The organism is Streptomyces sp. NPDC001604, from assembly GCF_042893475.1.
Lineage (GTDB): Bacteria > Actinomycetota > Actinomycetes > Streptomycetales > Streptomycetaceae > Streptomyces.
Genome location: NZ_JBIAUY010000033.1, coordinates 44,150 through 59,198 on the forward strand (window position 1 = coordinate 44,150; position 15,049 = coordinate 59,198).

Consider the following 15,049-nt stretch of genomic DNA (forward strand, 5'->3'; position numbering starts at 1 on the left):
TTTCGGGGGCAGGGCGACCTGGAGACGTCCAGGCGGGTGGGGCGGCCGCATCTCCCGCCCCACCATGAGCAGTTCGTGCGCCGGGCCGACGCGGCGGAGCCCCGGCGGCCCTAGTCGGCGAGGTACCGCTCCACCGTCTCCACCTTGGCGGTGAGACCGTCCGTCACTCCGGGGCGGATGTCCGCCTTGAGAACCAGGGAGACCCGCGGCGCCCGCTCCTCGACGGCGGCGACGGCGCGCTTGACGACCTCCATGACCTGGTCCCACTCGCCCTCGATGCTCGTGAACATCGCGTCGGTGCGGTTGGGCAGACCGGACTCGCGGACGACGCGGACGGCATCGGCGACGTACTCCCCCACGTCGTCGCCGACGCCCAGGGGTGTCACGGAGAAGGCGACGATCATGCGTTCACGATTCCTTCCTGGCGGGCGCGGGAGGCGATGACGGCGTCCTCGGCGGCGCGCTTGAGCTTGCGCTCGGCGAAGAAGCCGCCGGTGGGCAGCACGGAGAGCAGGAAGTAGAGCCCCGCGGTCTTCTTGTCCCACTTCGTACGGTTCCAGGCGTCGGCCCAGAAGATCACATACAGGATGAACAGGACACCGTGCACCATGCCCATGACCGGCACCGCGTTGAAGTCCGTGGTCCGCTTCAGCACGGAGCAGACCAGCAGGAGGAGGAAGGACACGGCCTCGGGAGCCGAGACGAGGCGCAGGCGGCGGAGGGCGGTGGCGGTCTTGATGTCCACGGGTCACCTTCGGTGGGAGACGGATCGCTCTTTGTGAACGGAAGCACAAGCGTCCGCCCATTGTGACAAACGGTTCCCCTACGGGTGCGCTCAGGGTGCTTCTCCACCCACGGGCCCTGTGCGCCGCACCCCGCGGGCGGCTACCTTCCCAGCGTGGCGATGTTCCGACTTCAAGGAAGCAAGGTGCTCGCCGTCGACATGACCGGGGACGCCGTGAAGGCGAAGAACGGCTCGATGGTCGCGTACGACGGGCAGATGGCCTTCAAGAAGCTGAGCGGGGGCGGTGAGGGCATCCGGGGCATGGTGACCCGGCGGCTCACCGGTGAGCAGATGACGGTGATGGAGGTGAAGGGGCACGGGACGTGCTGGTTCGCGGACCGGGCCTCCGAGATCAACCTCGTGAGTCTCCAGGGGGACAAGCTGTATGTGGAGTCGAGCAATCTGCTCGCGACCGACGCCGGCCTGAGGACCGGCACGACCTTCACCGGCCTGCGCGGCGCCTCCCAGGGCAACGGGCTGTTCACGACGACCGTCGAGGGCCACGGCCAGGCCGCGATCATGTCGGACGGCCCGGCGGTGGTGCTGCGGGTGAGCGCGCAGTACCCGCTGACGGTCGACCCCGGTGCCTACATCGCGCACCAGGGGAATCTGCGGCAGTCCTTCCAGTCCGGTGTGACGTTCCGCACGTTCTTCGGGGAGGGCGGCGGCGAGGCCTTCCAGATCCGGTTCGAGGGGGACGGGCTGGTGTACGTACAGCCGAGCGAGCGGAACACGATCGCGGGTGATGTGTGACATGCCCTTCCGTGAGATCAACTCCAAGATGGTCGAGGCGACGGTGCTGCCCGGCCAGCGGCTGTTCAGTCAGCGCGGCGCGATGCTCGCCTACAAGGGCGAGGTGTCCTTCACCCCCAACATCCAGGGCGGCCAGGGCGGGATCATGTCGATGATCGGGCGCCGGGTCGCGAACGAGGCCACGCCCCTGATGAGCGTCGAGGGCAACGGCACGGTGATGTTCGGGCACGGCGGTCACCACGTCCACGTGATCAACCTCACCGGCGACACCCTCTATGTGGAGGCGGACCGGCTGCTCGCCTTCGAGGGCACGCTCCAGCAGGGCACGATGTTCATGGGCTCGCAGGGCGGGGTCATGGGCATGGTCCGCGGCCAGGTCACCGGCCAGGGGCTGTTCACGACCACCCTCAAGGGGCACGGCTCGGTGGCCGTGATGGCCCACGGCGGAGTCTTCGAGATCCCGATCACCCCACAACGGCCCGTGCACGTCGACCCGCAGGCGTACGTCGCCCACCACGGCGACGTCCGCAACAAGCTGTCCACGGCGCTGGGCTGGCGCGACATGGTGGGCCGCGGCTCCGGCGAGGCCTTCCAGCTGGAGCTCAGCGGCAACGGCACGGTGTACGTCCAGGCCTCGGAGGAGAAGCTGTGAGCGCGTACGGGACTCCGGGCGGCCCGACGGTCTTCGACCCGATGACGCTGCCGGTGGACGACAACGTCAACAAGTACACCTTCTGCGTGGAGCTCAAGGGGAGCCAGTGGTTCCTGCAGAAGGGGAAGATGATCGCCTACTACGGCTCGATGGACTTCAACGGCATCGGGCACGGCCGGCTCGACCGCCTGGTCCGTACGTCCTTTCATTCGCCACTGCATGCGAGCGACTGGGTCGTGGCGGAGGGCTCGGGCAAGATGCTCCTCGCCGACCGGGCCTTCGATGTGAACTCGTACGACCTGGACGACGGCAATCTGACCATTCGCTCCGGCAATCTGCTCGCTTTTCAGCCAAGTCTCGCGCTCAAGCAATCGATTGTGCCGGGTTTTCTGACACTCATCGGAACCGGAAAGTTCGTGGCCGCATCTAACGGTCCGGTGGTGTTCATGGAACCGCCGATCCGGGTGGACCCGCAGGCGCTCGTCGGCTGGGCCGACTGCCCGTCGCCGTGCCACCACTACGACCATGGTTACCTGACGGGCGTAATGGGCGGTCTACGTGCGATGACGGGCCTCGGCGGGGCCTCCGGGGAGGAGCATCAGTTCGAGTTCGTAGGGGCCGGCACCGTCCTGCTCCAGTCCTCGGAAACCCTCATGGCCGAGCAGGCCACGGGGGCGGTTCCACCGGAGCCCGGCGTGCCCGGTGGCGGCGGGGCACACATGGGCCCTTCACAGCAAGCCGGCACACCGCGCCTTCCCGGACAGCTGGGAGACCTCCAGCGTCGCTTCGGGCTGTGAGCGGTAGTCTGCGGAGTGTGACGTCGAACGTGTGCGCGCCGACACCACACCACCCTCACTAGTTCGCCTTTCAACATTTTAGGTAGACTTCATTCATGGAGACCGAGACGGCCACGCGCTGGCTGACCGATGCGGAGCAGTGCGCCTGGCGCACCCACCTGGAGGTCAACAGGCTGTTGACGTACCAGCTCGAGAGGGACCTGCAGCCGTTCGGACTGACGATGAACGACTACGAGATCCTGGTGAACCTCTCCGAGTCGGAGGACGTACGGATGCGGATGAGCGACCTCGCGTCCGCCACCCTCCAGTCCAAGAGCCGCCTCTCCCACCAGATCACCCGGATGGAGAACGCGAACCTGGTCCGCCGTGAGAACTGCGAGTCCGACCGCCGCGGGCTCTACGCGGTCCTCACGGAGCACGGCATGGAGACGATGAAGAAGGTCGCCCCGCACCATGTGGCGTCCGTGCGCAGGCACTTCATCGACCTGCTGTCCCCCGAGGCCATGGCGGAACTCGACAAGGCCCTGAAGCCCATCGCGGAGCACCTGCGCGGGCAGCGGGGGCGTCCCTAGCGGTCCTGCGGCGCAGCCGGCAGGCGGAGCCCGAACGGGCCCCACCTGCCGGTGCGTCCCGGAGGCCGTGCCTGTGCTGCCGGGAATTGGCGAGCACTCGCCCCAACGGCCCTGGCGATCCGGCCACTTCCGGCCGACGGCCCGTCAGGCGGCGGGGACGCTCTCCGCGCCGTTCCGCTCCGGCACGGCCCGAAGAGTGCTCCTCGCACGGCTGCGCCGCACCGTCGCCAGGGCCGTCAGCAGGGCTGCCGTGCCGGCCGCCGCGAAGCACAGCGCGGTCGGCATCGCGCCCACCAGGGGCCCCGCGACGGCCGCGCCTGCCGTGCTGCCCGCGTTGACACCCGTGTTGACCCAGGCACCGGCACGGACCCGTGCCTCCGGCGCCGCCGCGTCATCGGCGATCAGATAGGCGGTCGTCAGCGCCGGCGAGACGAAGAAACCCGCGGCCGCCAACTCGACGGCGAGCGTGCCGAGCCCGGGGGCGAACCCGGCGCCCAGCAACGCCACCCCCAGGCCCGCCGCCGCCAGGGGCAGCCGCACCGGGGCCGGGACACGCCAGCGGACAGCCCCGTTGACCAGACCGCCGACGGCGCTCCCGGCCGACAACGCGGCCAGTGCCCAGGCCGCAGCCCCGTCCCCGTGATGCCGCTGCTCCGCAAAGGCCACCACCACCAGATCAACCACCCCCAGCGTCAGCCCGACCCCACCGGCAGCGACAACGGGCTGCAGAATCCCCCACAACACTCCCCGGCCGGCGCGGACTCGCCGCAGCGCACTGAGCCGCGCACTACCTGCTCCACGGACAAGCCCGCGCAGCCACCCCCGCGCGCCCCCGTCCCACCTGCCTCCCTGCTGCTCCGTGCCCGCCTCGGTGGGCCTCGTCGCTCCGACGGCCGGTGATGTGGTGAAGCCGGTCGTGCCTGCCACGATCAGGAAGGTTCCGAGGACGATGCCGGCCGTCGGTGGGGCGAAGCGGGTGAGGATGCCGACCAGGAGCGGGCCCGAGACGAAGAGGAGTTCCTCGGCGACGCCGTCGAGGCTGTAGGCGCGCTGCAGCAGGGCGCGGTCCGGGGCGAGCCTGCCCCATACGGCGCGCATCGTCGGGCCCAGTGGAGGGGTGCAGGCACCCGCCGCCGCGGTCACGGCGCCCAGGACGAGCGGTGAGACGGCACCGGGGCGCCGGACGAGCAGCGTGAGCAGCCCGAGCAGGGCCGCGTACGCCGTGACCATGGGGACGAGCGTGCGGTGCGGCCCGTGCCGGTCGATCAGGGCGGCCCTGGCGGGCGACAGGAAGACGCTGGTGGCGCCGAACAGCGCCATGACGGTGCCCGCCACCGTGTACGACCCGCAGGCGCGGTTCACGGCGAGCATCACCGACAGGGGGACGATGCCGTACGACAGCCTGCCGAGCAGGGCGGCGCCGAAGGTGCGGCGGACATGCGGGATGCGGAGGACGGCGGCATACGACGGCCGTCCCACTGGCGTGGAAGACACGGGAGTTCCTCGACTCGAGGCGGAAAGGGGGACGCCTGAGCGCCGCGTCGGCCGAGCGGTCGGTCAGTCGGTCGTCGGTCGACCGCCGCTCTCCGTACGCGGGCTCGGGCGTGCCCTATGCCAAGAGGAGGTACATGGGAATCAACGTAACAGCGCGGGCCTGGAGTCGGCCACGCGGCAACCCGCCTCAGCCCTGCGTCAGCCCCGCCACCAGCTCGTCCGCCGCACGGTAGGGGTCCAGGTCCCCGGCCACGATCCGTTCCGCGAGTGCGCTCAGCCGGCGGTCGCCGTGCAGGTCGCCGATGCGTTCGCGCAGGGCCGTCACGGCGATGGTCTCGACCTCACGGGAGGCGCGGGCCAGGCGGCGTTCCGCCAGCACGCCCCGCTCCTCCATCCATGCGCGGTGCTTCTCCAGAGCCTCGACGACCTCGTCGACGCCCTCGGCGCGGGCGGCGACCGTCTTGACGATCGGCGGGCGCCAGTCGCCCGGGCTGCGGGACTCGCCCAGGCCCAGCATGTGGTTCAGCTCTCGGGCCGTGGCGTCCGCGCCGTCCCGGTCCGCCTTGTTGACGACGTAGACGTCACCGATCTCGAGGATGCCCGCCTTCGCCGCCTGGATGCCGTCGCCCATCCCCGGAGCGAGCAGGACGACGCTCGTGTCCGCCTGGGAGGCGATCTCGACCTCCGACTGGCCGACGCCCACCGTCTCGACCAGGATCACGTCGCAGCCCGCCGCGTCCAGCACCCGGATCGCCTGCGGGGCGGCCCACGCCAGGCCGCCCAGGTGGCCGCGGGTCGCCATCGAGCGGATGTACACCCCCGGGTCGGAGGCGTGCTCCGACATCCGCACCCGGTCACCGAGGAGGGCGCCGCCGGAGAAGGGCGACGACGGGTCGACGGCCAGGACACCGACCCGTCTGCCCTGCTTGCGGTACGCCGTGACGAGCGCGGAGGTGGAGGTCGACTTGCCGACGCCCGGCGAGCCGGTCAGACCCACCACATACGCATTGCCGGTCAGCGGAGCGAGCGTCTCCATGACCTCCCTGAGCTGTGGGGACGCCCCCTCCACCAGGGAGATCAGCCGGGCCACGGCCCGCGGCCGGCCTTCCCTCGCCTGGGCGACGAGTGTGGAGACGTCCTGCATCACAGCTCCGTTCAGAGAAGTACGTGGAGAGAGGGCTCAGGCCTTGGGTACCCGCACGATCAGCGCGTCACCCTGACCGCCGCCACCGCACAGCGCGGCCGCACCGACACCGCCGCCCCGGCGCTTGAGCTCCAGGGCCAGATGCAGGACGAGCCGGGCGCCGGACATGCCGATGGGGTGGCCCAGGGCAATGGCGCCGCCGTTGACATTCACCTTTTCCGTTGAAACTCCGAGGTCCTTCATTGACTGCACCGCCACGGCGGCGAAGGCCTCGTTGATCTCGATGAGGTCGAGGTCCTCGACCCCCAGGCCCTCCTTCTTCAGGGCGTGCAGGATCGCGTTGGACGGCTGCGACTGGAGCGAGTTGTCCGGGCCCGCCACATTGCCGTGGGCGCCGATCTCGGCGATCCAGTCCAGGCCCAGCTCCTGCGCCTTGGCCTTGCTCATCACGACCACGGCCGCCGCACCGTCCGAGATCTGCGAGGAGGAACCGGCCGTGATCGTGCCGTCCCTGGTGAACGCCGGGCGCAGCTTGCCCAGGGACTCCGCCGTCGTGTCGCCGCGGATGCCCTCGTCCTTGCTGAAGAGGACCGGCTCGCCCTTGCGCTGCGGGATCTCCACCGGGGTGATCTCGGCCTCGAAGATGCCGTTCTTCTGCGCTGCGGCCGCCCGCTGGTGGGACAGGGCGGCGATCTCGTCCTGCTCGGGGCGCTGGATGCCGAGGCGCGTGTTGTGCTTCTCCGTGGACTCGCCCATGGCGATGTTCTCGAAGGCGTCGGTCAGGCCGTCGTACGCCATCGCGTCGAGCATCTCGATCGCGCCGTACTTGAAGCCCTCGCGGGACTTCGGCAGCAGGTGGGGCGCGTTGGTCATGGACTCCTGGCCGCCCGCGACGATCACGTCGAACTCGCCGGCGCGGATCAGCTGGTCGGCGAGCGCGATGGCGTCGAGGCCGGAGAGACACACCTTGTTGACGGTCAGCGCCGGGACGTTCATCGGGATGCCCGCCTTGACGGCGGCCTGGCGTGCCGGGATCTGCCCCGCCCCGGCCTGCAGCACCTGGCCCATGATCACGTACTGCACCTGGTCGCCACCGATCCCCGCACGGTCGAGGGCGGCCTTGATCGCGAAGCCGCCGAGGTCGGCTCCGGAGAAGGACTTGAGGGAGCCCAGCAGCCGTCCCATGGGCGTACGTGCGCCCGCGACGATCACCGAGGTCGTGCTGTTCGATCCAGACATGAGCTGCGATCCCCTTACCGGCTGCACTGCCGAGGAGTGAACGAGGGTTTACTTCCAAGGTACTGAGTGGCACTCCGTGCCGTCACCCGGCGGTCGGTGTGATCGCTGGCACGTTGCGTAACCATCCGAAGAGCGCTGCACTGACAAACATGCTGACGCGAATCGACCACATCGGAATCGCCTGTTTCGATCTCGACAAGACCGTCGAGTTCTACCGGGCCACATACGGCTTCGAGGTGTTCCACTCCGAGGTCAACGAGGAGCAGGGCGTCCGCGAGGCCATGCTCAAGATCAACGAGACCTCCGACGGCGGAGCCTCCTACCTGCAGCTTCTGGAGCCGACGCGGCCGGACTCGACCGTCGCCAAGTGGCTCGACAAGAACGGCGAGGGTGTCCACCACATCGCTTTCGGTACGGCGGATGTGGACGCCGACGCGGCCGACATCAGGGAAAAGGGCGTACGCGTTCTGTACGAAGAGCCCCGGATCGGCTCCATGGGGTCACGAATCACGTTCCTGCACCCCAAGGACTGCCACGGCGTTCTGACAGAACTGGTCACTTCCGCGCCTGTTGAGTCACCTGAGCACTGACCCCCGTACATATGGGCCGGTAGGGTTGGGGGCGGTCGCCGTCTCTGTGGGGGGTGACCGCACGCCGGGGACCGTGTTTCGGGGGTCGAGCGTCGGGGCAGCAGCCCATGCTCCGCCGTTGATCTGACACCATTCCCCGGGGGCCCCGTTCGGCGGATGGACGGAGCTCGTTTGGCCAGACTTGCGACCAGGGGACGGATGGGACCGCGCAGTGCGGGGCTACGAACGCCAGGAGCGAGAGCCGGCGGCTGACGTCGACCACCTCTCTCGGTTCGAGGCCGAGATGGAGCGGCTGAAGACCGAGCGGGAAAAGGCGATCCAGCACGCCGAGGACCTCGGCTACCAGGTCGAGGTGCTGCGCGCCAAGCTGCACGAGGCGCGCCGCACCATCATGTCCCGGCCCGCCTTCGACGGCGGTGACATCGGCTACCAGGCCGAGCAGCTGCTGCGGAACGCGCAGATCCAGGCCGACCAGCTGCGAATGGACGCCGAGCGCGAGCTCAGCCAGGCCCGTGCCCAGACCCAGCGCATCCTCCAGGAGCACGCGGAGCAGGCCGCCCGGCTGCAGGCCGAGCTGCACCAGGAGGCGGTCACCCGCCGCCAGCAGCTGGACCAGGAGCTGGCCGAGCGCCGGCAGACCGTCGAGTCGCACGTCAACGAGAACGTGGCCTGGGCGGAGCAGCTGCGCGCCCGTACCGAGTCCCAGGCGCGCCGGCTGCTCGACGAGTCCCGTGCCGAGGCCGAGCAGGCCCTGGCCGCCGCCCGTGCGGAGGCCGAGCGGCTCGCCAACGAGGCCAGGCAGCGGCTGCAGAGCGAGGCCGAGGAGGCCCGCGCGGAGGCCGACCAGCTGCTGCGCCGGGCACGTGCGGACGCCGAGCGGCTGCTGAACGCCGCCTCCACCCAGGCCCAGGAGGCCACCGACCACGCCGAGCAGCTGCGCAACTCCTCCGCCACCGAGTCGGACTCCGCCCGCCGCCAGGCGCAGGAGCTGAGCCGGGCCGCCGAGCAGCGCATGGCGCAGGCCGAGGAGGCGCTGCGCAAGGCGCAGGCCGAGGCCGACAAGCTGGTCACCGAGGCCACCGCGGCCGCCGAGAAGGCCCTCGCCAGCGCCGAGTCGACCAACGAGCAGCGCACCCGTACGGCGAAGGAGCAGGTCGCCCGGCTGGTCGAGGAGGCCACCAAGGAGGCCGAGGCCACCAAGTCGGACGCCGAGCAGATCGTCGCGGACGCCCGTTCCGAGGCCGAGCGGATCGTCGCCGAGGCCTCCGAGAAGGCCCGTACGATCACGGCCGAGGAGAGCGCGACCCAGCTGTCCAAGGCGGCCAAGACGGCCGAGGACGTCCTCAACAGGGCGCAGGAGGACGCGAAGAACACCACCAAGGCCGCCGCCGAGGAGGCCGAGCGGATCCGCTCCGAGGCCGAGGCCGAGGCGGACCGGCTGCGCGCCGAGGCGCACGACCTGGCCGAGCAGCTCAAGGGCGCGGCCAAGGACGACACCAAGGAGTACCGCGCCAAGACGGTCGAGCTGCAGGAGGAGGCGCGCCGGCTGCGCGGCGAGGCCGAGCAGCTGCGTGCCGACGCGGTCGCCGAGGGCGAGAAGATCCGCGCGGAGGCCCGCAAGGAGGCCGTCCAGCAGATCGAGGAGGCGGCCAAGACCGCCGAGGAGCTGCTCGCGAAGTCCCGGCAGGACGCGGACGAGCTGCGCCAGAAGGCCACCGCGGACAGCGAGAAGGTCCGTACGGAGGCCATCGAGCGGGCGACCACCCTGCGCCGGCAGGCCGAGGAGACCCTCCAGCGCACCCGTCAGGAGGCGGAGCGGCACCGCGAGGAGGTCGTCGAGCAGTCCGAGGGCATCAAAGCCGAGGCCGAGCGGGCCGCGCGGGAGCTGCAGGAGGAGACCGAGCGGGCCATGGAGGCCCGCCGCGCCGAGGCGGCCGAGGAGCTGACGCGGCTGCACACGGAGGCCGAGGAGCGCCTCGCCGCCGCCGAGCAGGCCCTGACCGAGGCCCGCGAGGAGGCCTCGCGGATCCGCCGCGAGGCCGCCGAGGAGAGCGAGCGGCTGCGCGCCGAGGCCGCCGAGCGGATCCGCACCCTGCAGGCGCAGGCCGAGGCGGAGGCCGACCGGCTGCGCAACGAGGCCGCGTCGGACGCGTCCGCGTCCCGGGCCGAGGGCGAGGCCATCGCCGTACGCCTGCGGTCCGAGGCGGCCGCGGAGGCGGAGCGGCTGAAGTCGGAGGCGCAGGAGAGCGCCGACCGGCTGCGGGCGGAGGCGCTGGCCGCTGCCGAGCGGCTCGGCACCGAGGCGTCCGAGACGCTGGCCGCCGCGCAGGAGGAGGCCAACCGGCGCCGTCGCGAGGCCGAGGAGACCCTCGGCGCGGCGCGCACCGAGGCCGACCAGGAGCGCGAGCGGGCGCGCGAGCAGAGCGAGGAGCTGCTGGCCTCGGCGCGCAACCGCGTGGAGGAGGCGCAGGCCGAGGCCGTGCGGCTGGTCGAGGAGGCCGACCGGCGCGCGACCGAGATGGTGTCGGGCGCCGAGCAGCACGCCCAGCAGGTACGGGACTCGGTGGCCGGGCTGCACGAGCAGGCCCAGGAGGAGATCACCGGGCTGCGCAGCGCCGCCGAGCACGCGGCGGACCGTACCCGGCGTGAGGCGCAGGAGGAGGCGGACCGGGTCCGCTCCGACGCCTACGCCGAGCGGGAGCGGGCCAGCGAGGACGCGAGCCGCATCCGTTCGGACGCGGCGGCGCAGGCGGACGCCCTCATCACCGAGGCGCGGGCCGAGGCCGAGCGGCTCACCACGGAGACGGTCCGGGACACCGACCAACTGCGCACCGAGACGGTCGCGGAGGCCGAGCGGGTGCGCGTCGAGGCGGTCGCCAAGGCGGAGAAGCTCATCTCGGACGCCACCGGGGACGCGGAGCGGCTGCGCGCCGAGGCCGCCGACACGGTCGGGGCGGCACAGCAGCACGCCGAGCGGATCCGCAGCGAGTCGGAGCGGGTCAAGGCGGAGGCGGCGGCGGAGGCCGAGCGGCTGGTCAACGCCGCGCGCGAGGAGGCCGAACGCACCCTCGACGAGGCCCGCAAGGACGCCAACAAGCGGCGCCAGGACGTGGCCGAGCAGGTCGACACCCTCATCACGGAGACCACCGCCGAGGCCGACAAGCTGCTCTCCGAGGCGCAGCAGCAGGCCCACAAGACCACCGCCGACGCCGAGGCGCAGGCCGACACCATGGTGGGCGCGGCCCGCAAGGAGGCCGAGCGTCTGGTCGCGGAGGCGACGGTCGAGGGCAACGCGCGGGTGGAGAAGGCCCGTGCCGACGCGGACGAACTGCTCGTCGGCGCCCGCCGGGACGCCACCTCCATCCGCGAGCGTGCGGAGGAGCTGCGCGAGCGCATCACCGCTGAGATCGAGGCGCTGCACGAGCGGGCCCGCCGCGAGTCCGCGGAGACGATGAAGACCACCGGTGACCGCTGCGACGCGCTGATCAAGGCCGCCGAGGAGCAGCTGGCCAAGGCGCAGGCGAAGGCCAAGGAGCTGGTCTCGGAGGCGAACTCCGAGGCGGGCAAGGTCCGTATCGCCGCCGTGAAGAAGGCCGAGGGGCTCCTGAAGGAGGCCGAGCAGAAGAAGGCGGCGCTCGTGAAGGAGGCCGAGGAGCTCAAGGCCGAGGCGATCCGCGAGGCCAAGCGCACGGTCGAGGAAGGAAAGCGCGAGCTGGAGATCCTGGTGCGCCGGCGCGAGGACATCAACGCCGAGATCTCCCGTGTCCAGGACGTCCTGGAGGCGTTGGAGTCTTTCGAGGCCCCGACTGCGGGCAAGGACGGTGGCGTCAAGGCGGGGGCCACGGTCGGCGCCCCCCGTTCGGGTAAGCCGTCGGACAGCTGATCGACAGGGTCAAATGCGGCGCCGTCTGGGGCCTTTGACCAATTTTTTGGCAAGTGGTCCGAGGGTTAGCCACCCAAAAGGGGTCTCATTCTCCAGATCAAACACGTATCCGCTCGATGACACACCGCTTCGGCCCCTAGGATTCCCCCTATCACCTCACCGGTCTCATTTGACAGGAACCCCATGAGCGACACTTCCCCCTACGGCTTCGAGCTTGTGCGGCGTGGGTACGACCGCGCTCAGGTGGACGAACGAATCTCCAAGCTCGTCTCCGACCGTGACAGCGCTCTCGCCCGCATCACCGCTCTGGAAAAGCGCATCGAGGAGCTCCACCTCGAGACGCAGAACGCCCAGGCCCAGGTAACCGACGCGGAGCCGTCGTACGCCGGTCTCGGCGCGCGTGTCGAGAAGATCCTCCGCCTCGCCGAGGAAGAGGCCAAGGATCTGCGCGAGGAGGCCCGTCGCGCGGCCGAGCAGCACCGCGAGCTTGCGGAGTCGGCGGCCCAGCAGGTCCGCAACGACGCAGAATCGTTCGCTGCGGAGCGCAAGGCCAAGGCCGAGGACGAGGGCGTCCGGATCGTCGAGAAGGCCAAGAGTGACGCCTCGCAGCTGCGTTCCGAGGCGCAGAAGGACGCGCAGTCGAAGCGCGAGGAGGCCGACGCCCTCTTCGAGGAGACCCGCGCCAAGGCCGCGCAGGCCGCCGCCGACTTCGAGACGAACCTCGCCAAGCGCCGCGAGCAGTCCGAGCGCGACCTGGCGTCCCGTCAGGCCAAGGCCGAGAAGCGCCTCGCGGAGATCGAGCACCGTGCGGAGCAGCTCCGCCTGGAGGCCGAGAAGCTGCGCACGGACGCCGAGCGCCGCGCCCGCCAGACGGTGGAGACGGCCCAGCGCCAGGCCGAGGACATCGTGGCCGACGCGAACGCCAAGGCCGACCGGATCCGTTCGGAATCCGAGCGCGAGCTGGCCGCCCTCACCAACCGCCGCGACAGCATCAACGCCCAGCTGACGAACGTCCGCGAGATGCTCGCGACGCTCACGGGTGCCGCGGTGGCCGCCGCCGGTTCGCCGGCCGAGGACGAGCCGATCTCCCGTGGGGTTCCGGCGCAGCAGACCCGCTAGTCAGTAGCACGTTCGAAGGCCCGTACCGTCTCCCCCGGAGGTACGGGCCTTCGTCGTGGGGTGCGGCCCCGTGGCCCGCCGAGCGCGCTCAAGTGGCAGCCCCCGAACCCCCGTCTTAGCGTGACTTCATGATCGAGCTCGAGGGCCTGACCAAACGGTACGGCGAGAAACTGGCGGTCAACAACCTCACCTTCACCGTCAGACCCGGCATGGTGACAGGGTTCCTCGGGCCGAACGGGGCCGGCAAGTCGACGACGATGCGGATGATGCTGGGGCTCGACCGGCCCACCGCGGGGGACGTCCGGATCGACGGCAGGCACTACGACCACCTCAAGGACCCGCTGCGGTACATCGGCGCCCTGCTGGACGCCAAGGCCGTGCACGGCGGCCGCAGCGCCTTCAACCATCTGCTGTGTCTCGCGCAGAGCAACGCCATCCCGAGACGGCGGGTGGCCGAGGTCCTCGACACGGTGGGCCTCACGGCGGTCGCGAGGAAGAAGGCCAAGGGATTCTCGCTGGGCATGGGGCAGCGGCTCGGGATCGCGGGTGCGCTGCTCGGCGACCCACGGATCCTGATGTTCGACGAGCCGGTCAACGGCCTCGACCCCGAGGGCATCCACTGGATCCGCAATCTGATGAAGTCCCTGGCCGCCCAGGGACGTACGGTCTTCGTCTCCTCCCACCTGATGAGCGAGATGGCGCTGACCGCCGACCACCTCGTCGTCATCGGACAGGGCCGGCTGCTCGCCGACACCTCCATGGCCGACTTCATCGAGCGGAACTCCCGTTCGTACATCCGGATCCGCTCCCCGCAGCGCGAACGCCTGCTCGACGTGCTGCACGAGGAGGGTGTCACCGTCATCGAGTCCGGCAGCGGGGCGCTCGAGGTGGACGGCGGCAAGATCGAACAGATCGGCGAACTGGCCGCCCAGCACCAGATCGTGCTGCATGAGCTGAGCCCCCAGCAGGCCTCCCTGGAAGAGGCGTTCATGCAGCTGACCGCGGGGGCGGTGGAGTACCACGCACACGCCGACACCCCCCTCGACGCGCCCTTCGAGACGCCCTTCGAAACCCGCTTCGAGACGCCCCCGCAGCGGCAGCACTGGGGCGAGGACTGGAAGAGGAGATGAGCATGGCGGCGATGCAGGTCGTACGGTCCGAGTGGACCAAGATCCGGTCGGTGGCATCCACGGTGTGGACACTCTCTCTCGCCGTGGTCGTCACCATCGCCCTCGGCATGCTGATCTCGGCGCTCTCCAGCCGCGAGTTCGACAAGATGAGCCGGCAGGACCGGCTGACCTTCGACCCGACCTTCATCAGTTTCGCGGGCATGAGCCTCGGTCAGCTCGCGATGATCGTGTTCGGGGTGCTGGTCGTCTCGAACGAGTACAGCACCGGCATGATCCGCACCTCGCTGGCCGCCGTACCGCAGCGCGGCACCTTCCTCTTCAGCAAGATCGCCGTGGCGACCGGCCTCGCGCTCGTCGTCGCCCTGGCGACCAGCTTCGTGGCCTTCTTCCTCGGGCAGGCCGTGCTCGGCGCGCACCGCGCCTCGATCGGCGACCCGCACGTGCTGCGCGCGGTGATCGGCGGCGGCATCTACATGACCCTCATCGCGGTGTTCTCGATGGGCGTCGCCGCGATGCTCCGCTCGCCGATGCTGTCGCTGGGCATCCTGATGCCGTTCTTCTTCCTGATCTCCAACATCCTGGGCAATGTCGACGCGACGAAGAAGATCGGCCGGTTCCTGCCGGACCAGGCCGGCAGCAAGATCATGCAGGTGGTCCCGCGGATCGACGAGGACACCTCGTACGGGCCCTGGGGCGGTCTCGGGATCATGGTGCTGTGGGTGCTCGCGGCCCTCGCGGGCGGCTATGTGCTGCTGAAGAGGCGGGACGCGTAGCGCTCCGCCGGGGCACCGCTCCGCCGGGAAGCGGAGTCACATTGCTTTACTTCCATTTGAGCGGAACCGTCAGCTCCTCGATATCCTCCTAACCCTTACGGGGGCGTGTGCCCCGCTGT

General features: G+C 70.4%; 14 protein-coding genes. 9 read left to right on the plus strand and 5 right to left on the minus strand.

All coding sequences use genetic code 11. The features are described 5' to 3' along the window. Positions 1 to 110 precede the first annotated feature (110 nt). Together ACFY1E_RS46775 and ACFY1E_RS46780 are read right to left on the minus strand one after the other, a co-directional pair. Entirely contained in the window at positions 111 to 404 is a 294-nt protein-coding gene (locus tag ACFY1E_RS46775) for an MTH1187 family thiamine-binding protein (protein WP_389088441.1), read from the minus strand. Next, positions 401 to 745, minus strand: coding sequence for a DUF3817 domain-containing protein (locus tag ACFY1E_RS46780; RefSeq protein WP_115905837.1), 345 nt, complete (start codon positions 743 to 745; stop codon positions 401 to 403). The genes ACFY1E_RS46775 and ACFY1E_RS46780 overlap by 4 nt, the downstream gene beginning before the upstream one ends. 159 nt (positions 746 to 904) lie before the next feature. Between ACFY1E_RS46780 and ACFY1E_RS46785 the strand changes: the two genes are divergently transcribed. The 4 genes from ACFY1E_RS46785 (at position 905) to ACFY1E_RS46800 (ending at position 3,558) form a co-directional block, all read left to right on the plus strand. Then, the gene (locus ACFY1E_RS46785) at positions 905 to 1,537 is read left to right on the plus strand and encodes an AIM24 family protein (RefSeq protein ID WP_389088496.1); all 633 of its coding nucleotides are present in this window, start codon (positions 905 to 907) and stop codon (positions 1,535 to 1,537) included. A 1-nt stretch (position 1,538) separates the two neighbouring features. Then, positions 1,539 to 2,189 (plus strand): AIM24 family protein, encoded by a 651-nt coding sequence (locus tag ACFY1E_RS46790; protein WP_389088443.1) that lies wholly within the window; start codon positions 1,539 to 1,541, stop codon positions 2,187 to 2,189. Beyond that, positions 2,186 to 2,986 (plus strand): AIM24 family protein, encoded by an 801-nt coding sequence (locus ACFY1E_RS46795; protein ID WP_389088446.1) that lies wholly within the window; start codon positions 2,186 to 2,188, stop codon positions 2,984 to 2,986. The genes ACFY1E_RS46790 and ACFY1E_RS46795 overlap by 4 nt, the downstream gene beginning before the upstream one ends. A 95-nt stretch (positions 2,987 to 3,081) precedes the next feature. Beyond that, positions 3,082 to 3,558, plus strand: coding sequence for a MarR family winged helix-turn-helix transcriptional regulator (locus tag ACFY1E_RS46800; protein WP_123967520.1), 477 nt, complete (start codon positions 3,082 to 3,084; stop codon positions 3,556 to 3,558). 144 nt (positions 3,559 to 3,702) lie between these two features. Here the strand turns inward: ACFY1E_RS46800 and ACFY1E_RS46805 are convergent, their stop codons facing one another. From ACFY1E_RS46805 to ACFY1E_RS46815, 3 genes are all read right to left on the minus strand, one after another. Continuing rightward, complete coding sequence (locus tag ACFY1E_RS46805; protein WP_389088449.1) at positions 3,703 to 5,052, minus strand: MFS transporter; 1,350 nt, start codon at positions 5,050 to 5,052, stop codon at positions 3,703 to 3,705. Between the two features lie 187 nt (positions 5,053 to 5,239). Beyond that, the gene (gene meaB, locus ACFY1E_RS46810) at positions 5,240 to 6,196 is read right to left on the minus strand and encodes a methylmalonyl Co-A mutase-associated GTPase MeaB (RefSeq protein ID WP_344399091.1); all 957 of its coding nucleotides are present in this window, start codon (positions 6,194 to 6,196) and stop codon (positions 5,240 to 5,242) included. A gap of 36 nt (positions 6,197 to 6,232) precedes the next feature. Continuing rightward, entirely contained in the window at positions 6,233 to 7,435 is a 1,203-nt protein-coding gene (locus tag ACFY1E_RS46815; RefSeq protein ID WP_115905843.1) for an acetyl-CoA C-acetyltransferase, read from the minus strand. 149 nt (positions 7,436 to 7,584) lie between these two features. On the opposite strand from ACFY1E_RS46815, the gene mce reads away from it, so the two are divergent. The 5 genes from mce (at position 7,585) to ACFY1E_RS46840 (ending at position 14,930) form a co-directional block, all read left to right on the plus strand. Further along, positions 7,585 to 8,025, plus strand: a complete 441-nt coding sequence (mce, locus tag ACFY1E_RS46820; protein ID WP_389088452.1) for a methylmalonyl-CoA epimerase — start codon at positions 7,585 to 7,587, stop codon at positions 8,023 to 8,025. Between the two features lie 211 nt (positions 8,026 to 8,236). Beyond that, the gene (scy, locus tag ACFY1E_RS46825; RefSeq protein WP_389088455.1) at positions 8,237 to 11,908 is read left to right on the plus strand and encodes a polarized growth protein Scy; all 3,672 of its coding nucleotides are present in this window, start codon (positions 8,237 to 8,239) and stop codon (positions 11,906 to 11,908) included. Positions 11,909 to 12,091: 183 nt separating this feature from the next. Beyond that, positions 12,092 to 13,027, plus strand: coding sequence for a cellulose-binding protein (locus ACFY1E_RS46830; protein WP_030950047.1), 936 nt, complete (start codon positions 12,092 to 12,094; stop codon positions 13,025 to 13,027). A 128-nt stretch (positions 13,028 to 13,155) separates the two neighbouring features. After that, a complete protein-coding gene (locus ACFY1E_RS46835) occupies positions 13,156 to 14,157 on the plus strand; it encodes an ABC transporter ATP-binding protein (protein WP_389088458.1) in 1,002 nt (333 codons plus the stop codon). A 2-nt stretch (positions 14,158 to 14,159) separates the two neighbouring features. After that, complete coding sequence (locus ACFY1E_RS46840) at positions 14,160 to 14,930, plus strand: ABC transporter permease (protein WP_389088461.1); 771 nt, start codon at positions 14,160 to 14,162, stop codon at positions 14,928 to 14,930. The last annotated feature ends 119 nt before the right edge of the window (positions 14,931 to 15,049 follow it).